At 66.4% G+C, this 20,097-nt stretch carries 22 protein-coding genes and 2 tRNA genes; 12 read left to right on the top strand and 12 right to left on the bottom strand.

Translation table 11 applies throughout. The features are described 5' to 3' along the window. Nucleotides 1-18 precede the first annotated feature (18 nt). The gene (trxB, locus tag KYX17_RS07135; protein ID WP_243226289.1) at nucleotides 19-996 is read left to right on the top strand and encodes a thioredoxin-disulfide reductase; all 978 of its coding nucleotides are present in this window, start codon (nucleotides 19-21) and stop codon (nucleotides 994-996) included. Between the two features lie 60 nt (nucleotides 997-1,056). After that, on the top strand, nucleotides 1,057-1,380 hold the full coding sequence (gene trxA / locus KYX17_RS07130) for a thioredoxin (protein ID WP_137418515.1): 324 nt from the start codon (nucleotides 1,057-1,059) through the stop codon (nucleotides 1,378-1,380). Between the two features lie 58 nt (nucleotides 1,381-1,438). Here trxA and KYX17_RS07125 read toward each other — a convergent pair whose 3' ends face one another. The 9 genes from KYX17_RS07125 to rpmH all read right to left on the bottom strand — a co-directional run bounded on the left by KYX17_RS07125 (nucleotide 1,439) and on the right by rpmH (nucleotide 7,032). Continuing rightward, the gene (locus KYX17_RS07125; RefSeq protein WP_243226288.1) at nucleotides 1,439-1,780 is read right to left on the bottom strand and encodes a tryptophan synthase subunit alpha; all 342 of its coding nucleotides are present in this window, start codon (nucleotides 1,778-1,780) and stop codon (nucleotides 1,439-1,441) included. A gap of 164 nt (nucleotides 1,781-1,944) precedes the next feature. Beyond that, nucleotides 1,945-2,907 (bottom strand): ParB/RepB/Spo0J family partition protein, encoded by a 963-nt coding sequence (locus tag KYX17_RS07120; RefSeq protein WP_243226286.1) that lies wholly within the window; start codon nucleotides 2,905-2,907, stop codon nucleotides 1,945-1,947. Further along, a complete protein-coding gene (locus tag KYX17_RS07115; RefSeq protein ID WP_243226285.1) occupies nucleotides 2,907-3,851 on the bottom strand; it encodes a ParA family protein in 945 nt (314 codons plus the stop codon). Before KYX17_RS07115 ends, KYX17_RS07120 begins: the two co-directional genes overlap by 1 nt. A gap of 85 nt (nucleotides 3,852-3,936) precedes the next feature. Then, nucleotides 3,937-4,569 (bottom strand): 16S rRNA (guanine(527)-N(7))-methyltransferase RsmG, encoded by a 633-nt coding sequence (rsmG, locus tag KYX17_RS07110; RefSeq protein WP_243226284.1) that lies wholly within the window; start codon nucleotides 4,567-4,569, stop codon nucleotides 3,937-3,939. 20 nt (nucleotides 4,570-4,589) lie between these two features. Beyond that, the gene (locus KYX17_RS07105; protein ID WP_243226283.1) at nucleotides 4,590-5,084 is read right to left on the bottom strand and encodes a R3H domain-containing nucleic acid-binding protein; all 495 of its coding nucleotides are present in this window, start codon (nucleotides 5,082-5,084) and stop codon (nucleotides 4,590-4,592) included. Between the two features lie 10 nt (nucleotides 5,085-5,094). Continuing rightward, nucleotides 5,095-6,192, bottom strand: a complete 1,098-nt coding sequence (gene yidC, locus KYX17_RS07100; protein WP_243226282.1) for a membrane protein insertase YidC — start codon at nucleotides 6,190-6,192, stop codon at nucleotides 5,095-5,097. Nucleotides 6,193-6,197: 5 nt separating this feature from the next. Continuing rightward, nucleotides 6,198-6,533, bottom strand: coding sequence for a membrane protein insertion efficiency factor YidD (gene yidD / locus KYX17_RS07095; RefSeq protein WP_243227268.1), 336 nt, complete (start codon nucleotides 6,531-6,533; stop codon nucleotides 6,198-6,200). Nucleotides 6,534-6,550: 17 nt separating this feature from the next. Then, nucleotides 6,551-6,886, bottom strand: a complete 336-nt coding sequence (gene rnpA, locus KYX17_RS07090) for a ribonuclease P protein component (protein ID WP_249223364.1) — start codon at nucleotides 6,884-6,886, stop codon at nucleotides 6,551-6,553. A gap of 8 nt (nucleotides 6,887-6,894) precedes the next feature. Beyond that, nucleotides 6,895-7,032 carry a 50S ribosomal protein L34 gene (rpmH, locus tag KYX17_RS07085; protein WP_022879826.1) on the bottom strand — a complete coding sequence of 46 codons (138 nt, stop codon included), beginning with the start codon at nucleotides 7,030-7,032 and terminating at the stop codon, nucleotides 6,895-6,897. 291 nt (nucleotides 7,033-7,323) lie between these two features. Between rpmH and dnaA the strand changes: the two genes are divergently transcribed. The 9 genes from dnaA (at nucleotide 7,324) to KYX17_RS07040 (ending at nucleotide 17,399) form a co-directional block, all read left to right on the top strand. Then, a complete protein-coding gene (dnaA, locus tag KYX17_RS07080) occupies nucleotides 7,324-8,736 on the top strand; it encodes a chromosomal replication initiator protein DnaA (protein WP_283818105.1) in 1,413 nt (470 codons plus the stop codon). 437 nt (nucleotides 8,737-9,173) lie between these two features. After that, nucleotides 9,174-10,322, top strand: a complete 1,149-nt coding sequence (gene dnaN / locus KYX17_RS07075; RefSeq protein WP_243226281.1) for a DNA polymerase III subunit beta — start codon at nucleotides 9,174-9,176, stop codon at nucleotides 10,320-10,322. Between the two features lie 31 nt (nucleotides 10,323-10,353). Beyond that, a complete protein-coding gene (gene recF / locus KYX17_RS07070) occupies nucleotides 10,354-11,508 on the top strand; it encodes a DNA replication/repair protein RecF (RefSeq protein ID WP_243226280.1) in 1,155 nt (384 codons plus the stop codon). Then, nucleotides 11,501-11,992, top strand: coding sequence for a DUF721 domain-containing protein (locus KYX17_RS07065; protein WP_243226279.1), 492 nt, complete (start codon nucleotides 11,501-11,503; stop codon nucleotides 11,990-11,992). Before recF ends, KYX17_RS07065 begins: the two co-directional genes overlap by 8 nt. 121 nt (nucleotides 11,993-12,113) lie before the next feature. Further along, nucleotides 12,114-14,147, top strand: coding sequence for a DNA topoisomerase (ATP-hydrolyzing) subunit B (gene gyrB / locus KYX17_RS07060; protein ID WP_243226278.1), 2,034 nt, complete (start codon nucleotides 12,114-12,116; stop codon nucleotides 14,145-14,147). 68 nt (nucleotides 14,148-14,215) lie between these two features. Continuing rightward, a complete protein-coding gene (gyrA, locus tag KYX17_RS07055; protein WP_243226277.1) occupies nucleotides 14,216-16,774 on the top strand; it encodes a DNA gyrase subunit A in 2,559 nt (852 codons plus the stop codon). After that, nucleotides 16,771-17,175, top strand: a complete 405-nt coding sequence (locus tag KYX17_RS07050; RefSeq protein ID WP_137418500.1) for a DUF3566 domain-containing protein — start codon at nucleotides 16,771-16,773, stop codon at nucleotides 17,173-17,175. Before gyrA ends, KYX17_RS07050 begins: the two co-directional genes overlap by 4 nt. 64 nt (nucleotides 17,176-17,239) lie before the next feature. Continuing rightward, a tRNA-Ile gene (locus KYX17_RS07045) sits at nucleotides 17,240-17,316 on the top strand. 10 nt (nucleotides 17,317-17,326) lie between these two features. After that, nucleotides 17,327-17,399, top strand: a tRNA-Ala gene (locus KYX17_RS07040). A 143-nt stretch (nucleotides 17,400-17,542) separates the two neighbouring features. Here the strand turns inward: KYX17_RS07040 and KYX17_RS07035 are convergent. Genes KYX17_RS07035 through KYX17_RS07025 form a run of 3 tightly spaced genes read right to left on the bottom strand, consistent with a single transcriptional unit; the run spans nucleotide 17,543 to nucleotide 19,550 of the window. Beyond that, nucleotides 17,543-18,856, bottom strand: a complete 1,314-nt coding sequence (locus tag KYX17_RS07035; RefSeq protein ID WP_243226275.1) for a hypothetical protein — start codon at nucleotides 18,854-18,856, stop codon at nucleotides 17,543-17,545. Continuing rightward, on the bottom strand, nucleotides 18,856-19,176 hold the full coding sequence (locus KYX17_RS07030) for a type VII secretion target (RefSeq protein ID WP_234074093.1): 321 nt from the start codon (nucleotides 19,174-19,176) through the stop codon (nucleotides 18,856-18,858). Before KYX17_RS07030 ends, KYX17_RS07035 begins: the two co-directional genes overlap by 1 nt. 20 nt (nucleotides 19,177-19,196) lie before the next feature. Then, nucleotides 19,197-19,550 carry a hypothetical protein gene (locus tag KYX17_RS07025; RefSeq protein ID WP_243226274.1) on the bottom strand — a complete coding sequence of 118 codons (354 nt, stop codon included), beginning with the start codon at nucleotides 19,548-19,550 and terminating at the stop codon, nucleotides 19,197-19,199. A gap of 66 nt (nucleotides 19,551-19,616) precedes the next feature. Between KYX17_RS07025 and KYX17_RS07020 the strand changes: the two genes are divergently transcribed. Beyond that, on the top strand, nucleotides 19,617-20,057 hold the full coding sequence (locus KYX17_RS07020; RefSeq protein WP_243226273.1) for an NUDIX hydrolase: 441 nt from the start codon (nucleotides 19,617-19,619) through the stop codon (nucleotides 20,055-20,057). Nucleotides 20,058-20,097 lie beyond the last annotated feature (40 nt).

Raw genomic sequence — 20,097 nt, 5'->3', positions numbered from 1 at the left:
CCACGAGGGAGAACGCACGTGCGTCAGCTCATCATCATCGGCTCCGGCCCCGCGGGCTACACCGCCGCCATCTACGCGGCACGGGCCAACCTCAAGCCGCTGGTCATCGCCAGCTCTGTCGAGGTCGGCGGTGAGCTCATGAACACCACCGAGGTGGAGAACTTCCCCGGCTTCCCCGAGGGCATCCAGGGCCCCGAGCTCATGACGAAGATGGAGGAGCAGGCCCGCAAGTTCGGCGCCGAGATCCTCTACCAGGATGTCACCGAGCTCGACCTGACAGGTCCCGTCAAGCGGGTGCAGCTGGGATCCGGCGCGGTCGAGGAGGCCGCCGCCGTGATCTTCGCGACGGGTTCCGCCTACCGCAAGATCGGTCTGCCGAAGGAAGAGCACCTTTCGGGACGCGGTGTGTCGTGGTGTGCGACCTGTGACGGCTTCTTCTTCCGCGAGCGCACGATCGCCGTCGTCGGTGGCGGCGACTCGGCGATGGAGGAGGCCACGTTCCTCACGCGCTTCGCGACGAAGGTCTACGTCATCCACCGTCGCGACGAGCTGCGCGCCTCCAAGATCATGCAGGAGCGCGCGATGGCGAACGAGAAGATCGAGTTCGTCTGGAACAGCGAGGTCGTCGACATCCTCGGTGACGAGGCGGTGACCGGTGTCGTCTTGAAGGACACGGTCGACGGCTCGACGCGCGAGCTCGACCTGCAGGGTGTGTTCGTCGCGATCGGCAACGACCCGCGCACGAAGCTCGTCCACGGCCAGCTCGACCTGACCCCCGAGGGCACCATCTGGGTCGACGGCCGGTCCTCGCGCGCGTCGGTGCCCGGTGTCTTCGCCGCCGGCGACGTGATCGACCCGACCTACCGTCAGGCGGTGACCGCCGCCGCATCCGGAACGATCGCAGCCCTCGACGCGGAGCACTTCCTCGCGGCGCTGGACGAAGCCGGCGCACCGGAGCCCAACGCAGACCAGATCGAGGGTCTTCCGGTCGTCTGAGGGAACATCCGAACCCCGTCGGGTGTTCGGTAGGAGTAAGACTTACGAAGGGAAATGACAATGAGCGCGAAGGCGACCAGCTCGAGCACCTGGAACCAGGATGTCCTCGAAGCAGACGGTCCTGTCCTGGTGGACTTCTGGGCGGAGTGGTGCGGCCCGTGTCGGATGGTGGCCCCGGTTCTCGATGAGATCCAGGCCGAGAACCCCGAGAAGATCACGGTCCTCAAGCTCAACGTGGACGAGAACCCCGATCTCGCGATGAAGTACCAGATCACCTCCATCCCGGCGATGAAGGTGTTCCAGGGTGGCGAGGTGAAGACCACGATCATCGGCGCGAAGCCGAAGTTCGCTCTCGAACAGGATCTGGCCGCCTTCATCGGCTGACCCTCCCCTCACAGAGAAGGGCCCCCGGAGAGTCTCCGGGGGCCCTTCTCTGTGCTGTTCAGGATGCCTCGGGGCGCACGGTGGCGTCCCAGCGACGTGAGGTGTTCGTCTCGCCGAGCAGGCGCCAGACGGCGCGGGTCAGCGGCGGATAGTCCAGGGCGATCTGACGGAGCACACGATAGTGACGCGCCTCGGACGGCTTGCCGCCACCGGCTTCGGCGATGTTCTCTGCGCGCAGGAGGAACACGACCAGTTCATCGACCGTGGGGAGGTCTTCCATGAAGTCCCACGGATCCTCCCCCTCGCGAAGTCGTTCGTGGATGAGCGCCGCCAGTTCGTCCGCCGCTTCCGCCCGCAGCAGCTCGAGACTCGCTCGACGGCGTGGGGATTCGGAGGTCATGCTTCCAGCCTACGTTTCGCGGGACGCGTCGGGGTCATGACCGTTTCGTCTCCTCGCTCCACGACCAGCACCGCTCGGCGAGCGAGCGAGGCGAGTCGAAACGCCGGGTCGAAAAGCGCCCAACCGAGCGATTTCAGTTCGTCAGGAGCGATTCTCCGCTCCTCTCAGCGCGAGGAGCCGAGCTCTTCCTCGCCGAGTTCGCTGAGGATGCGATTCAGATCCTGAATCGTCGCGAAATCGATCGCGATCTGGCCTTTTCGTGCAGAGATGGAGATCTTCACGCGCGTGTTGAGGCGATCACCCAACCGCTCCGCGATCTCATCGAGATGTGCGCGACGCGCTCCCGCCTTCGGTGCCGGACGCTTCACCGCGGCGGCACCCTTGGCCGCGGCCTCCGCCGCACGGACGGACAGATCTTCGTTCACGATCTTGTCAGCGAGACGCTGCATGCTCTCGCCGTCCTCGACGGAGAGGATGGCGCGGGCGTGCCCCGCGGAGAGCACACCGGCGGCGACGCGCTGCTGCACCGGCACCGGCAGGCGCAGCAGCCGGATGGTGTTGGAGATCTGGGGACGCGAGCGACCGATGCGCGTGGCGAGCTGCTCCTGAGTGATGCCGAAGTCTTCGAGCAGCTGCTGGTAGGCGGACGCCTCCTCGAGCGGGTTCAACTGCGACCGGTGGAGGTTCTCGAGAAGCGCATCGCGCAGCAGATCCTCATCCGCCGTCTCCCGGAGGATGGCGGGGATGGTCTCCAGGTCCGCCTCGCGTGCGGCGCGGGTACGCCGCTCCCCCATGATCAGTTCGTACGTACCGTCTCCCGTGTCGCGCACGACGACCGGCTGCAGCACACCGAACTCGCGCACGGAATGCACAAGCTCTGCGAGATCGTCGGGGTCGAAGTTCGTCCGGGGCTGACGAGGATTCGGGACGATGGCGTGGGGATCCACCTGGATGAGGCGCGCACCCGGGACGGTCAGGAGCTCTTCCTGCGGAGCTTCCTCCTTCGCCGCATCCGACTTCGGTGCCGAAGCACCCGGGAAGAACACGTCGACCGGACGCGCCTCCGACGCCTCCGACGTCGGAATGAGAGCGCCGATTCCTCGACCGAGTCCCGTTCGCTTGGCCATCAGTGTTCTCCTTCGTTCGTGGTCGAGGCAGCCTCGTCGGCTTCGCGTGCCAGCAGTTCGACGGCGGCTTCTCGGTAGGCGACCGCGCCCGCCGACTGGCCGTCGTAGGCGATGACGGTCTGACCGAAACTCGGTGCCTCCGACACACGCACCGAGCGCGGGATCACCGTGCTCAGCACTTCTTTCGGGAAGTGCGCGCGCACTTCTTCGGCCACTTGCTGCGCGAGCCGGGTGCGCCCGTCATACATCGTCAGCAGGATGGATGACACATGAAGCGGCGGATTCAGGTGCTTCTGGATCATCTTCACACTGCCGAGCAACTGGCTCAGACCCTCGAGAGCGTAGTACTCGCACTGGATGGGGATGAGAACCTCGTCCGCCGCGGTGAAGGCGTTGATGGTGAGCAGCCCGAGTGAGGGCGGGCAGTCGATGAGAACGACGTGCGGTGGCTCTTCGGCCGTGCCGAGATACTCCTCGAGCGCGCGACGCAGTCGATGTTCGCGGGCAACCTGCGAGACGAGCTCGATCTCTGCACCCGCGAGGTGAATCGTGCTCGGCGCGCAGGTGAGCAAGGGAGATTCGGGGCTCGTCTGGACGATGTCCGCGAGCGGGAACTCATCGATCAGCACGTCGTAGACGCTCGGGATGTCCGCGGTGTGCGGCACACCCAGCGCGGTGGATGCGTTGCCCTGCGGATCGAGATCGATCACCAGCACACGAGCGCCGACGCTGGCCAGCGCAGCCGCCAGATTGACAGTAGTCGTCGTCTTGCCGACGCCACCCTTCTGGTTCGACACTGTCAGCGTGCGCGTCCCGGTCGGCAGTGTCACGGTGGAATCCTCGAGCGCACGGCGTCGCGCGCGCAGGTCCGCGAGTTCGCGGGCCAGAGGAGTGTCGTCACCGAAGTCCGTCGCGGTGTCGTCGGATTGTTTCACGTGAAACACTTCGCCTTTCGCCAGCATCGAACTCTGTCCACTCTAATCGTCGGCATCGACAGCCACGCCGCGATGTTTCACGTGAAACATCGCGTCAGGAGCGCTGTATCCGTCCGCGAACGACGCGGGTCGGCGTTTCCAGGACGCCTTCACCGACAACCTCTACACGCAGATCGACAACGCGGTGAGAGCGGGCCTGCTTCACTGCCTTCTCGATCTCCGCGTCGGCTGCCGCCCCCTTGAGGAGAATCAGCTCTCCGCCGTCACGGACGAGTGGTGCCGTGATCGGAAGGAGTGTGCGCAAGGCGCTCACCGCGCGGGCGGTCACGGCATCGAGCACCGCTCCGTGCGTCCAGTCCTGCGACCGACCACGGAAGACCTCGACGTTGTCGAGCGCGAGTTCGTCGACCTGCTCCTGTAGCCACTGGGTGCGTCGTTCCATCGGCTCGATCAGCACCCACTCGACATCAGGTCGGGCGATCGCTCCCACGATCCCTGGCAACCCCGCGCCGGAGCCGACATCCCCGATCCGACCCGCTGGAACGAGCGGTGCCATGACCGCACTGTTCAGGATGTGGCGCGTCCACAGCCTCGGAAGTTCCAGTGGACCGATGAGCCCGCGCAACTCGCCTTCCTTCGCCAGGTTGCGCGTGAATGCGCGGGCGCGATCGATCCGGTCACCGAAGATCGCGGTCGCCGCATCCGGCTCCTGCTCGAGATCGTCCATCAATGTTTCACGTGAAACACTCACGCGCGCCGAAGCACCGTGTGACGCTGAGCGCCCTCGCCATAGGACTCGGACACCAGGCCGCGCTCGGCCGCGATGTCGTGCACCACCTTGCGCTCGTAGCTGGACATCGCGGGGAGCGACGCCTGAGATGCACCGTCCTCCAGTCGCGAGGCAGCGCGGTCGACCAGCGCCTCGAGCTCTCGGCGTCGCGCGTCGCGAGAACCACTGACATCGAGGATGAGGCGAGAGAACCGACCGGTGCGGTTCTGCACCGCGAGGCGGGTCAGATCCTGAAGTGCGCCCACCGTGTCCGGGTCCGCCAGCACGCGAAGCGAGTCGTCACCATCCGATTCGATGGAGACGTACGCGCGGTCGTTTCGGACGTCCAGCGCCAGGTCGCCGCCGATGTCGGCAATGTCGAGGAGACCCTCCAGGAAGTCGGCGGCCACGTCGCCTTCCTGCTCGAGCTGCTCGACGGTGTCGGTCGCGGTGGGGGAGAGATCAGAGGTCATGGAGGTCTCCTCAGCTGGAGGGTTCGGAGTCGGAGGCACCGCTCTTGGCGGCGGGCGGCTGCTTACCAGCCTGCTTCTTCGCGCGCTGCTTCCCGACGGGCTGCTGGCGCTTCGGGGCTGCAGCGCGCTTGCGCTCGGCTTCCTCGAGCAACCGCTGCTGCTCGGCCTGGTACTTCTCGATCGGAACGATCTTGCCGCTGCTGTCGATCGCCTTGCCCCGGCGAGCCAGACGCTCCTCGCGCGCCTTGGCGGCCTCGGACCCGGGGGTAGGCATGTTCCGAATGACGAGGAACTGCTGCACCATCGTCCAGATGTTGCTGATGAACCAGTAGACGACGACGCCGAGCGGGAAGAAGATGCCGGAGAAGACGAAGGCCAGCGGCAGGATGTAGAGCATGATGCGCTGCATCTGGTACGCCTGGCCGGTCTTGGCCTCGGGCGACAGGTTCTTCGAGATGATCTGCAACTGCGTGAAGAACTGCGACGCGATCATCAGGACCACGAGGACCAGCAGGATGATGACGGTCACCGTGCCGTCGGGCCGACCCCACGCACCGACGAGGGTGTCGTGAAGCGAAGCGCCGAACAGGTTCGCGTTGTAGAACTCGGACGTGAGGTTCGCGTCGAGGAAGCCGACACCACCGATGCCGGCCGCCGCGTGCTTCGCCACATCGTTCAGAACGCTGTACAGCGAGAAGAAGATCGGCATCTGCACGAGCAGTGGCAGACAGCCCGAGATCGGCGTCGTGCCGTGCTTCTTGTACAGCGCCATGGTTTCGCGGCTCATCGCCTCGCGAGAGAGCTGGTCCCGCTTGCCGCGGTACTTCTCCTGCACCTTGCGCAGTTCCGGAGCGATCTCCATCATCTTGCGCTGGCTCTTGATCTGCTTGACGAAGAGCGGGATGAGAGCGGCACGCACCACGATCACGAGGCCGACGATCGAGAGCACCCAGGCGAGACCCGAGTCGCCTGGCAGACCGAGGAACGTCCAGATCGCGTGCCAGGCCACGAGCACCAGCTCGACGACCCACTTGAGCGGCCACAGGATCGTTCCGATCAGGTCGAACCCGCCCGAAGATTGCGTCGCGGTGGCAAGTACTAGATCCACGGGGATCAGTCCTTTCTCAGTGGCACGACGAATCCGTGCCGGGTCAGTGCGTGGGAGAAGTGCTTGTGGGCGGGCGGATCATCGATCCCGCCCTCGGCCCAGGGGTGGCACCGAGCGATCCGAGCGGCGGTCAGCGCCGCGCCCTTCACCGCACCGTGCTGCTGAACCGCCCCCACCGCGTAGGCGGAGCAGGACGGGTAGTACTTGCAGACGTCGCCGTACGTATGCGAGATCGTCGCACGGTAACCATGGAGAAGACCGAGCATGAGGTTGCGCGGGAGCAGTGGAATCGCGCGGACCCAGCCATGCTCCGGCATCGTCGCCTCGCCGACAGACGCCATCGGCAGCGTCGAGGTGCTCACGACGCCCTCCGGGCGAGGCATCGCTTCACTTCGGCGTCGAGCTCGGCGAACGAGGCATCTGCTCCGCCGGGCAGGACACGCACGACAACGTCCGCGCCCCTGACCACTGTCGGGAGCGCGGACGCGCAGATTGCTTTGAGTCGCCGGCGGATGCGATTGCGGACGACCGCCGTGCCGACCTTCTTGCTCACGATGAATCCGAACCGTGCGGCACGATCGTCACCGGATGCCACCACGTACGTGACGGTGTGGGGTCCGGAACATCGCACGCCGCGACGGACGACAGCCTTGTACTCGGCGCCGTCGGTCAGTCGGTTCGGCCGCGAGAGCAACGGAAGGGTCAGGCCGAGAGCTCGGTGCGGCCCTTGGCGCGGCGTGCCGACAGGATGGCGCGGCCGGCGCGGGTGCGCATGCGAGCGCGGAAGCCGTGCTTCTTGGCGCGACGGCGGTTGTTGGGCTGGAACGTACGCTTGCTCATGGGATCTCTCCGGGAAACGGTTGCCACCCGAAGGCGAAGCCTTCAGACGTGGTCGGGGACTGCCTCGAGGGCATAAGTCAACCGACTAAGACTAAGGCGCGAACCCCCAGAACTCAAACCGCGCAGCTCAACCCGCCATTATCCACAGCGCTGTCCCCGACACCCTGAATCGACACACCCCCGGAACGACGCCGGAGTTTGCTCTCTGGAGCCTCGCTGACTAGCGTGGCTCGCGCAGTTATCCACAGGTGTCGCGCACCGGCGCGTTCTCGCCGGGCCAAGAAGGGGACCATGACCGCGCAAGACACTCCCGACGTCCCGGTGTGGTCGGCGGCTCTCGAGATCCTGGGCAATGACGCCCGAGTCTCGCCGCAGATGCACGGGTTCCTCAACCTGGCACTCGCCCAGGGCGTGATGTCGGGGTTCCTGTACCTCGACGTCCCCAATGACCTCACCGCCGCGCAGCTCAACAAGCGGCTTCGTCCGATGATCCTCGAAGCCCTCGCGCAGGCGTCGACGAACGAGGTCACCGGCTTCAGAGTCGTCGTCAATCCCGAGCTGATCGATGCGCACCTCACGGCAGAGGTACCGGTGCAGACCATGGTCATCGAGCAGCCCGTCGCCGCACCCGCCCCGGCGGCCGAGGCCGCGGATCCTGCATCCGCTCGGGCAGACACCCGCCTCAACCCGAAGTACACCTTCGACCGGTTCGTCATCGGCCAGTCGAACCGCTTCGCCCACGCGGCGGCGGTCGCCGTCGCCGAAGCACCCGCCAAGGCGTACAACCCGCTGTTCATCTACGGCGACTCGGGACTCGGAAAGACCCACCTGCTGCACGCCATCGGCGACTACGCCCTGAGCCTGTATCCCGGCATCCGCGTGCGCTACGTCTCGAGCGAAGAGTTCACGAACGACTTCATCAACTCCATCGCCAACAACCGGGGCTCCGCGTTCCAAGCGCGCTACCGCGACGTCGACATCCTCCTGATCGACGACATCCAGTTCCTCCAGGGCCGCGCCGAGACGCAGGAAGCCTTCTTCCACACCTTCAACACCCTCCACGACCACGACAAGCAGGTCGTGATCACCAGCGACGTCCCGCCCAAGCACCTCACCGGCTTCGAGGATCGGATGCGGAGCCGGTTCGAGTGGGGTCTGATCACCGACGTCCAGGCTCCGGACCTCGAGACCCGCATCGCCATCCTCCGCAAGAAGGCGCAGAACGAGCGGCTCCAGATCCCGCCGGAGGTCATGGAGTACATCGCGACCGTCGTCTCCAGCAACATCCGCGAGCTCGAGGGCGCCCTCATCCGCGTCTCGGCCTTCGCCAGCCTCAACCGTTCGACGCTCGACATGTCTCTGGCGCAGCAGGTGCTGCGCGACATCGTCGACCAGGACGACACCAACGTCATCTCGCCGACGGACATCATCACGGCCACGGCGCAGTACTTCAAGCTCTCGGTCGACGACCTCTACGGGTCAAGCCGTTCGCAGGCCATCGCGACCGCTCGCCAGATCGCGATGTATCTGTGCCGGGAGCGCACGAACCTCTCGCTGCCGAAGATCGGTCAGCTGTTCGGCAACCGCGACCATACGACCGTCATGTACGCCTACAAGAAGATCAGCGACCTCATGAAGGAGCGCCGGTCGATCTACAACCAGGTCTCGGAGATCACCACCCAGCTCGGCAGAGCAGGACGCTAAACAGCCTCGAAGCCCACGGCCCACGCCGTGGGCTTCGTCGTTTCCGGTGGCCGGAGACTCTCATTTGACAATCGCGCCGCGCGGCCTCATCCTCCGCTTTCACACATGTGGAGAAGTTGTGGATAACTGTGCGAAACGCCGACGGGCGATGTGAACGACACGGCGATCACGTGTGGAGAACGCTTGAGCGGCACGAATCACACGATCCGTGTTCGACAGCTCCCTCCGCAGCGCATCCACATCTCACACGTGTGTAGTTCCCATGCGCCGAGAGTCATCCACCGACTTATCCACAGTTTGCACAGCTGTTAACAAGATGACTCTCACATCACTCTTCATTGGCGTGCGATCACCTCTGGGGGCCAGGAGCGTGTTCTTCGTCTGGACCATTCGCAGCACTAGCATGGGTAAGCCCAGCCCGCCGGAGAGGGAGCACTGTGAAGTTCCAGGTCAATCGCGACGTTTTCAGCGAAGCCGTATCGTTCGTCGTCAAGCTCCTGCCTCAGCGCAACCCGCAGCCGATCCTGGCGGGCGTGCTCATCGAAGCAGGATCCGAGGGGCTCTCGCTCTCGGCGTTCGACTACGAGGCTTCGGCGCGCACGACGATCGAGGCCTCGGTGGATGCGCCCGGCACGATCCTCGTCCACGGCCGTCTGCTCTCCGACATCGCCAGCCGCCTGCCCAACGCCCCCATCCAGATCGAGGTGGACGACGACGGGATCCTGCTGACCTGCGGATCGGCTCGGTTCACGCTGGCATCGATGCCGGTTCAGGAATACCCGGCGATTCCCGAGGTGTCGGGCGAGTCCGGTCTCGTTCCCGCCGAGGAGTTCGCCACGGCGATCGCTCAGGTGGCCTTCGCCGCATCGCGCGACGATGTGACGCCGGTGCTCACGGGTGTGCAGCTCGAAGTGAGTGGCACGCAGCTCAGCCTCGTGGCCACCGACCGGTACCGGGTCGCCTTGCGCGAGATCCCCTGGGACGGTCCCGCCACGACCGACGGCGAGAGCACGACGGCTCTCGTTCCGGCGCGCACGCTGCAGGAGGTCGGCAAGACCTTCTCGCACGGTGAGAACATCTCGATCGCGTTCTCCGGCTCGGGCGATCGCGAGATCATCGCCTTCACATCCGGCAACAAGACCGTGACTTCGCTGCTGATCAAGGGCAACTTCCCTCCCGTGCGCCGGCTCTTCCCGGAGCAGACCGCGCATCACGCCGTGGTGAACACGGCCGAGCTCGCCGAGGCGGTGCGTCGTGTGGCGCTCGTGCTCGACCGCTCCGCACCGCTGCGTTTCACGTTCACCGCTGAGGGCGTTGCGATGGAGGCGTCGGGAACCGAGCAGGCCCGCGCCTCCGAGTCCGTCGACGCGACGCTGACCGGCGACGATGTCACTCTGGGGCTCAACCCGCAGTACCTGCTCGAGTCGCTTTCGGCCGTGCGCAGCGAGTTCTCCCGCATCACCTTCACCTCCAGTGACAACGCGAACAAGCTCAGCCCGATCCTCGTGACGCCGCAGACGTCCGTCGAGCGCGCCGGTGAGGGCGAGTTCAAGTACTTGCTGCAGCCGAACCTGCTGCTGCGCTGACCGCGTCGCACCGTCGCCGTAGGGTTGTCCGGTGATCGTGGAACGCCTGAGTCTCGTCGACTTCCGTAACTACGAGCACGCCGACCTCGAGTTCACCCGCGGGGCGAACCTGCTCGTCGGGCGCAATGGTCAGGGCAAGACCAACCTGGCGGAGGCCGTCACCTACCTCGCGACCCTCGGCTCGCATCGCGTGTCGGCCGACGCGCCGCTGGTTCGTTCAGGAGCGGATGCGGCCTTCGTCCGCGCCCGGCTCGGTCACGGAGAGCGTCACATCCAGCTCGAGATCCAGATCAACAAGCAGGGGTCGAACAAGGCACGCGTCGGCGGGGCACCGGTGCGCTCCGCGGAGCTGCCGCGCTACGCGCAGGTCGTGTTGTTCGCCCCGGAGGATCTGCAGATCGTGCGGGGAGATCCCTCCGCGCGCCGGCGGTTCGCCGATCAGCTGCTCGTACAGCTCTCCCCTCGCCTCGCCGGCGTCATCGCCGACTACGACCGCGTGCTCAAGCAGCGCACCGCGCTGCTGAAGTCCGCGCGAGCCCGCGGGCTGCGCGGCGACGCGCTCCCGACCCTCGACGTCTGGGACGACAAGCTCATCGCTCTCGGCACCGAGATCATCGAGGCTCGCACGCGGCTCGCCGCCGACCTGCATCCGCATCTCGTCGCCGCCTACGCCGCGATCGCGGGGGCCGATCACTCGCCCGAGCTCGAATGGGCGAACTCCATCGCAGGCTTCGATCCGGAGGACGACGTCGATCAGCGCGTGGCGTCGGGGGCCGTGACGGCCGAGGCCTTCCGCGCGGCCCTCGCGGCGAAGCGCGCCGCGGAGTTCGACCGCGGCGTGACACTCGTGGGTCCGCACCGCGACGACCTCATGCTCCGCATCCGCTCGCTTCCCGTGAAGGGATACGCGTCGCACGGCGAGTCCTGGTCCGTGGCGCTCGCGCTGCGACTGGCCTCTGCACAGCTGTTGCGTGCCGATTCGCTGCTGGGGGACCCGATCGTCATCCTCGACGACGTCTTCGCCGAGCTCGACGCCGACCGGCGGATGCGGCTCGCCTCCCTCGTCGCGGACTTCGAGCAGGTCGTGGTGACCGCCGCCGTCGAGGCCGACGTTCCCGAAGAGCTCCGCGGACGCACGGTGCGCGTCGAGGCGGGACGCATCCTCGAGGTCAGCGACGATGAGTGACGAGGACGAGGTCCCGGAGACCCTCAGCACCTATCTGCGTCTCCGCGGTCTCGAACCGACGTCGCGTCGCGGGGCGAAGAGGCGTACACGTCGCGGCACAGGCGACGAGGATGCCCCGTTCACCCCTGGCCGTGACCCGCACGGCGTCGGAGACGTGCTCGCGCACTGGACCAAACAGGCCGGATGGGACCCTCTTCTCGCGCGCGCGGACCTCGTCCGGCAGTGGGAGCTCGTGGCCGGCGAGGAGACCGCCAGACACACCCGTCCGGTGGGGCTGGATGCGGGAGTGCTGACCGTGCAGTGCGACTCGAGCGCTTGGGCGAAGCAGTTGCGGTTGATGCGTACGCACATCGTGACCACCATCGCACAGCGCTTCCCGGATGCGGGGGTCCAGAACGTCCGCTTCGTCGGCCCGGACGTCCCCTCCTGGAAATGGGGTCCCAGAGCCGTTCCAGGGCGCGGTCCCCGAGATACCTACGGATAAGGCATCTACGGACGTATCTCACCTCCGTTTACGACGGCACACGGGCGTACACGCCCCGTGAAGAGCCTCCGCTTGATAGACTGGGGAGGTCCGTCTACTAGAACCGGAGCGCTCGAAACCTATGACGTCCCCCACCCCTTCCAGCGTTCCCGACGACGAACAGAACACCCCCGAACCGGTACGCAACGAGTACGGGGCAGACGCGATCCAGGTTCTCGAAGGACTCGAGGCCGTTCGCAAGCGCCCCGGCATGTACATCGGTTCCACCGGCCCGCGCGGACTCCACCACCTGGTCTACGAGATCGTCGACAACTCCGTCGATGAGGCGCTCGCGGGCTACTGCGACCGCATCGAAGTGACGATCCTCGCCGACGGCGGCGTGCGCGTCGTCGACAACGGTCGCGGCATTCCCGTCGACATCCACAAGACCGAGGGCAAGTCCACCGTCGAGGTCGTCCTCACCGTCCTGCACGCCGGCGGCAAGTTCGGCGGCGGCGGATACGCGGTCTCGGGCGGTCTGCACGGCGTCGGTTCCTCGGTCGTGAACGCGCTCTCGACGCGGCTCGATGTCGCCGTCAAGCGTCAGGGCTACGAGTGGAACCAGTCGTACGCCAACGGCGGCGTGCCCCAGGCCCCGCTCGCGCAGGGCTCGGCGACCGACGCGACCGGGACGACCATCACCTTCTGGCCGGACCCTGCCATCTTCGAGACGGTCGACTTCGACTACGACACCCTGCGGACCCGTTTCCAGCAGATGGCGTTCCTCAACAAGGGACTCGCGATCACAGTGCGCGATGAGCGGCACGACCACACGGTCGACGAAGAGGTCGACGGCAAGGTCGTCGCGGTGCAGCCGCACGATGAGTTCCTGTACGAGCGTGGCCTCGTCGACTACGTCGAGTACCTCAACCGTGTGCGCAAGGCGGATGCGGTCAACGACGAGATCATCGACTTCGAGTCCGAGGACACCGAGCGCCACATCGCGCTCGAGCTCGCGATGCAGTGGACGACCTCCTATACGGAGAACGTGTTCACCTACGCGAACACGATCAACACGCACGAGGGTGGAACCCACGAAGAGGGCTTCCGTGCGGCGCTCACGACCCTCGTGAACAAGTACGCCCGCGCGCAGAACCTGCTCAAGGAGAAGGACGACAACCTCTCCGGCGACGACGTACGCGAGGGCCTGACGGCCGTCATCTCGGTCAAGCTCTCCGAGCCCCAGTTCGAGGGTCAGACCAAGACGAAGCTCGGCAACACCGAGGCAAAGGCGTTCGTGCAGAAGGTCGTCGGCGATCAGCTCGGCGACTGGTTCGATCGCAACCCGCAGCAGGCGAAGAACATCGTCCGCAAGGCGATCGACGCCGCGACCGCACGGATGGCGGCCCGCAAGGCGCGTGAGACCGCGCGCCGCAAGAGCGTGTTCGAGTCGGCCTCCATGCCCGACAAGCTGAAGGACTGCACGAGCAAGGACCCCTCGATCAGCGAGATCTTCCTCGTGGAGGGCGACTCGGCCGGCGGTTCCGCCGTGCAGGGTCGCGATCCGCACACGCAGGCGATCCTGGCCCTGCGCGGCAAGATCCTCAACGTCGAGCGCGCCCGGCTCGATCGCGCCCTCGGCAACAACGAGGTGCAGGCGATGATCCAGGCCTTCGGCACGGGTATCGGGGAGGACTTCTCGATCGAGAAGGCCCGCTATCACAAGATCGTGCTGATGGCCGATGCCGACGTCGACGGCCAGCACATCACGACGCTGCTGCTCACGCTGCTGTTCCGCTACATGCGCGGTCTCATCGAGGCCGGATACGTGTACCTGGCGCAGCCGCCGCTCTACCGCCTGAAGTGGTCGAACTCGCCGCACGAGTACGTCTACAGCGACATCGAGCGCGACGCACTGCTGGCCGAGGGGCTCGCGGCGGGTCGGCGTATCCCGAAAGACAACGGTATCCAGCGCTACAAGGGTCTGGGCGAGATGAACGCCAAGGAGCTGTGGGAGACCACGATGGACCCGACCACCCGCACCCTCCTGCAGGTGACGATCGACGACGCCGCCGCGGCCGACGAGATCTTCTCCACGCTCATGGGCGAGGACGTCGAGTCCCGCCGCCACTTCATCCAGCGCAACGCCAAGGACGTCCGGTTCCTCGACATCTGATCCACCCGGATGCGGCGCGAGCCGCATCCGCCAGATGACACGACACCGACGCAGAGAAGAAGAGACGAATGACTGACGAAGAGCGTCCGACGACGGAGCCCGCCGAGCACGACCACGGTCGCATCGACCAGGTCGACCTGCAGTCCGAGATGCAGCGCAGCTACCTCGACTACGCGATGAGCGTGATCGTCGGCCGCGCCCTGCCGCGCGTGGAAGACGGCCTCAAGCCCGTGCACCGCCGCGTGATCTACGGCATGTACGACGGCGGCTTCCGCCCCGACAAGTCCTTCTCGAAGTGCGCCCGTGTCGTCGGTGAGGTCATGGGTCAGTACCACCCGCACGGTGACTCCCCCATCTACGAGGCGCTCGTGCGCCTCGTCCAGCCGTGGTCGCTGCGCTACCCGCTGGCTCTCGGTCAGGGAAACTTCGGCTCCCCCGGCAACCAGGGCGCGGCGGCGCCCCGGTACACCGAGACCAAGATGGCTCCGCTCGCGCTCGAGATGGTGCGCGACATCGAGGAAGACACCGTCGACTTCGTCGACAACTACGACGGGCAGACGCAGGAGCCCGTCGTGCTCCCGGCGCGCTTCCCGAACCTCCTCGTCAACGGATCCGTCGGTATCGCCGTCGGTATGGCCACCAACATCCCGCCGCACAACCTCCGCGAGGTCGCCGACGGCGTGCTGTGGGCGCTGGATCACCCCGAGGCCACGCAGGAGGAGCTGCTCGAGGCGCTCATCCAGCGCATCAAGGGTCCCGACTTCCCGACCTCCGCGCAGATCCTCGGCACGCGCGGCATCATCGAGGCGTACCGCACCGGGCGAGGCTCGATCACGATGCGCGCGGTCGTCAACATCGAGGAGATCCAGGGCCGCACGTGCCTCGTGATCACCGAGCTGCCGTATCAGGTCAACCCGGACAACGTCGCCGTCAAGATCCGCGACCTCGCCCGCGACGGCAAGATCACCGGCATCGCCGACATCCGCGACGAGTCGAGCGACCGTACCGGTCAGCGACTCGTGGTCGTCCTCAAGCGGGATGCGGTCGCCAAGGTCGTCCTGAACAACCTGTACAAGCACACACAGCTGCAGGACAACTTCGGTGCCAACATGCTGGCGATCGTCGACGGCGTGCCGCGCACCCTCTCGCTCGACGGCTTCGTCTCGCACTGGATCACGCATCAGATCGACGTGATCGTGCGTCGCACGGCATTCCGCCTGCGCAAGGCCGAAGAGCGCATGCACATCCTGCGCGGGTACCTGAAGGCGCTCGACGCGCTCGACGAGGTCATTGCCCTCATCCGCGCGTCCGCGACGGTCGACGATGCGCGCGGCGGGCTGAAGAAGCTGCTCGACATCGACGACATCCAGGCCGATGCGATCCTCCAGATGCAGCTGCGTCGTCTGGCTGCCCTCGAGCGCCAGAAGATCATCGACGAGGCCGAGGAGCTGCAGGCGCAGATCACGGACTATCAGGACATCCTGGCAACGCCCGCCCGTCAGCGCACGATCGTGCGCGAGGAGCTGACGGAGATCGTCGCGAAGTACGGCGACGAGCGTCGCACGCAGATCCTCTACGGGTTCGACGGCGACATGTCGGTGGAAGACCTGATTCCGGAAGAGGAGATGGTGCTCACCATCACCCGCGCCGGCTACATCAAGCGCACGCGCAGCGACAACTACCGCTCACAGCACCGGGGCGGTAAGGGCGTCAAGGGCGCCCAACTGCGCGCGGACGACGTGGTCGAGCACTTCTTCGTCACGACGACCCACCACTGGCTGCTGTTCTTCACGAACAAGGGACGCGTCTACCGAGCCAAGGCCTACGAGGTCCCCGAGGCCGGTCGCGACGCGAAGGGCCAGCACGTCGCCAACCTGCTTGCACTGCAGCCGGACGAGGAGATCGCGCAGATCCTCGACATCCGCGACTACGCGGTCGCGACGTATCTCGTGCTCGCCACCCGCGGCGGCCTCGTGAAGAAGACGCGCCTGTCGGAGTATGACACGAACCGACAGGGCGGCGTCATCGCGATTCGCCTGCGCGAGGAGGACGAGCTCGTCAGCGCGCTCCTGGTCGACGAGAGCGACGACATCCTGTTGGTCAGCCGTCACGGGATGTCGCTGCGCTTCACGGCGACGGATGCGTCGCTGCGCCCCATGGGCCGATCCACCGAGGGCGTCAAGGGAATGTCGTTCCGCGGCGACGACAGCTTGCTGTCGGCATCCGTCGCCTCCGTCGACGGTGACGTGTTCGTGGTCACCGAGGGCGGGTACGCCAAGCGCACGGATGTGGACCAGTACCGCGTCCAGAGCCGCGGTGGACTGGGCATCAAGGTGGCCAAATTGCACGAGGATCGGGGCGATCTGGCGGGCGCTCTGATCGTCGGAGACGACGACGAGGTCCTTGTGGTTCTTGCCAGTGGCAAGGTGGTACGCTCTGCCGTGGCCGAGGTCCCTGCGAAGGGTCGCGACACCATGGGCGTCGTTTTCGCCCGACCGGATGATGACGACCGGATCATCGCGATCGCCCGCAACAGCGAGCGGCGCCTTGCGGATGCAGCGGACGCCGATGCATCCCAGGAGACCGAGCCGGCCGCCACCGTTCCCGAGGAGAGTACTGACGCATGAGCACGGTAGCCGACAAGCTCGCCAAGAAGTCGAGCAGCAAGACGAGCGCCAAGCAGGTTCGTCTCCGCCTCGTCTACGTCGACTTCTGGTCGGCGGTGAAGCTGTCGTTCCTGGCGGCTGTCGCTCTGGCGATCGTCACCGTCGTGTCGTTCCTGCTGGTCTACCTGGTCGTGCAGACGACGGGGCTCATCGGTCAGGCCGACGAGTTCTTCAAGTCGTTCTCGGACGGCTCGCTCTCGCTCAGCCAGTTCGTGGGGCTCCCCCAGGTCATGGCATTCGCGGCCGTCGTCGCCATCCTGAACCTCATCGTCGTGACGGTTCTGGGCGCGGTCATCGCTGGGATCTACAACCTCGCGGTCAAGGTCACCGGCGGTCTGCTGGTGGGCTTCACCTCCAACTGACCGCGATTGGTCAAACCGGTCCGCATCCGGTAAAGTCTTGGAGGTTGGCGCCGCGAGGTGCCGAGGGGCTATAGCTCAGGCGGTTAGAGCGCTTCACTGATAATGAAGAGGTCCCAGGTTCAAGTCCTGGTAGCCCCACCACCCTTCTCACGGGGCCTTAGCTCAGTTGGTAGAGCGCCTGCTTTGCAAGCAGGATGTCAGGAGTTCGAATCTCCTAGGCTCCACAATTTCTCCGCCTTCGCGTGACACGCGGAGGCTTCTGTGTCTGGGCGGTCGTTCGTTCTGCCGACGTGTCTGAGTCGGCTGGGCCATCCACGAGTGACGAACGCCCCCGTACCGACCGGCACAGGGGCGTTCGAGGGACGACTCAGTCGCGTTCTGCGGTGGCGAGCTCTTCCTCGCCCGCATCCGCTTCGATGACGATCTCGCGGACCACCTGACGGATGCCGAGACCGCTGCGCTGCCCGCCGTCGCGGCTGGCGCCGCCCATCATGCCGCCCGGTGTCATCATGCGAGAGCCAGCGGCCGCGGCGTGAGAGCTGCCGACGCTCGCCGCCGTGGCGGCGGATGCCGCAGCACCCGTGCCCACGATCGATGACGGGGTGCCCGTGCCGGCACCGGCGGCGGAGGCCGTGGCGCCAGAGGCGTACGCCCCGCCCGCACCGATGCCGCCACCGTCCACGGAACCGTGCACGGCACCGCCGGAGACGGTGCCCACGCCCGCGGCACCGAGCGTCGATCCGTCGGCGGTGAGCGTTCCTTCCGCACCGATGCCCGTGGAGACCACCGCGGTCGGCGTGAAGTGCCAGTTGTCGGCCTTCTGCCCGGCATTCACGAGGTTCGCCTGTGCGGTGTTGCCGAGGCGGGTGGCGCCCGACGCGTCCACGACGGCTCCCGCGTTCACGGTGGCCGACTTCGCGCCGCCGCCCAGCAGGGTCGAGCTAAGGCGCTCGGTGCTCTTGAACAGCGAGCCGAGCTGCTGCACGAAGCCCACGAGGGACTTCACCGAGCGCACGACCTGCGTGAGGGGACGCACGACCTTGTTCACCAGCTGGTTGACCTTGGTGACGACACGGGCGATCGCGTAGCCGATGCCGAGGCCGAAGGATGCGGCGACGACCGCCATGGCCTCGATCGCCGTGGCGACCACCTGCGAGATGGCGTTCTTCACAACACCTTGCATCTTGGCGACGAGCGACGAGGCGCTGCGCAGACCGCCGGCCGCGGCATCGGCCCAGTCCCCGGTCGCGGCGATGTGCTTCGCGGTGTCCTGCGCGAAGCGTACATAGGTGCGCACGGTGTCACCGCTGAGGCCGTCGAGATCGGACAGGCGCGTCACGAGGGTGTTGCCCGTGTCGCGCAGCGCGCTGCCGGCGTTGGTCCACTGCTGAGCGACGGCGGCCACGTTGGCCTCACTGCCGGCCAGCTGGTCGAGCCAGGTGCTGAGCGGCTTGAGGTACTTCATCACCCAGCCGAGCCCGATGCTCGCGAGCGTCCCGATCGGATCCGCGAGCGCGGCCGCGGCGTTGCCCAGCGTGTCGAGGAAGGCGAGTCCGCCCTCGAGCCAATCGCCGTTGCGCACGGCCTGCGACAGCGCGTGGCCGGAATCGAGGAGCTTGCTGCCGGAGTACGGCGAAGCGAAGGAGGAACCGGATGCGGCGAGGGCGGCGGGAGTGGTCATCACAGGCCCAGCGCATTCTCGAGGTCGCGAAGGGTGGTCACCGTGTCGTCCTCGAACTGCTCCCACTGCGCGGCGGTGCTGCGCAACTCTCCTGCCGTGCGAAGCAGCAGAGACTGGTCCGCACCGAAGAGGCCGGTCGCCGCCGCGGACATCGCCATTGAGGGGGGAACGAGGAAGGCACACAGGATGCCGAAGGCGTTGGAGGCGAGATCGCCTCCCTTCAACATCGAGATGGCGCCGGTGACGTCATCGGCAAGCGAGGTGACCAGCGCGGCGTGCTGCCGGAGCCGATCGAAATCCAGGGCGATGTTCTCGGTCATTCGAGGCTCTTTCAGACGTATCAGGGGGTGTCGGTGGAGCGGAGCTGTTCGGTGATGGGGTCGTCGTCGCCCAGGAGCTCGGAGACGGCGTCGATCGTCGCCGCGTGAGCGTTCTTCTCGGCCGAGACGATCGTGGCGAGGATGTCGGAGGCGAGTCGTTGTGCGCCGCGCGCGAGGGCCGACTCGCCGAGGCGGAGGGTCTGGACGCGGCCGGTCGAGTCGACCTGCACGTAGACGTCGCGCGCGGACGACCACGCGGCGCCGCGGATCGCGGAGACGGTGGCTTCGAAGGCGGGCATCTTGGCGGCGCGGTCAGCGCTCTGACGGACATCGCGCTCGATCTGCGCGAGGGATTCTTCGGGGTCCAGAGGCACGCGGTCACGCTAGCGAAGCACCGTGAACGGCAGCGCGAGTTATCCACACCCCGGTAAAGTCACGTCATGGATATGCGTGTCGCCGCTTACGCGATCATCACCGACGATGCCGGACGCATCCTGTTGGCCCATTGGAACGAAGGTCGTCGCAGCGCCTGGACACTGCCGGGGGGCGGGCTCGAGGAGGGCGAGGATCCCGAGCGGGCAGTGCGACGCGAGGTGCGTGAGGAGACCGGCTACCGAGTGATCGTCGACGAGCTGCTCGGCATCGACTCGCGCGTGATCCCTGCCGCGAAACGCCTCGCGGAGACCGCATCCGCGCTGCACACGTTGCGCATCGTGTATCGCGCGCACATCACAGGCGGGCGCCTGCGCAACGAGGTGGCGGGATCCACCGACCGCGCCGAGTGGTTCACGCCGGAGGAAGCCGACGCTCTCCGCCGCGTACGGCTGGTCGACATCGGACGCCGGATGGCGGGATGGAACACAACGTCGACGCAGCCGTGACCTTCGGCACGTATGATCGCCGGACGTGCAGTGAGGATGA

The organism is Microbacterium sp. CIAB417 (assembly GCF_022788845.1).
The sequence above is the reverse complement of the archived record's forward strand: the minus strand, read 5'-3'. Positions and strand labels throughout refer to the sequence as shown.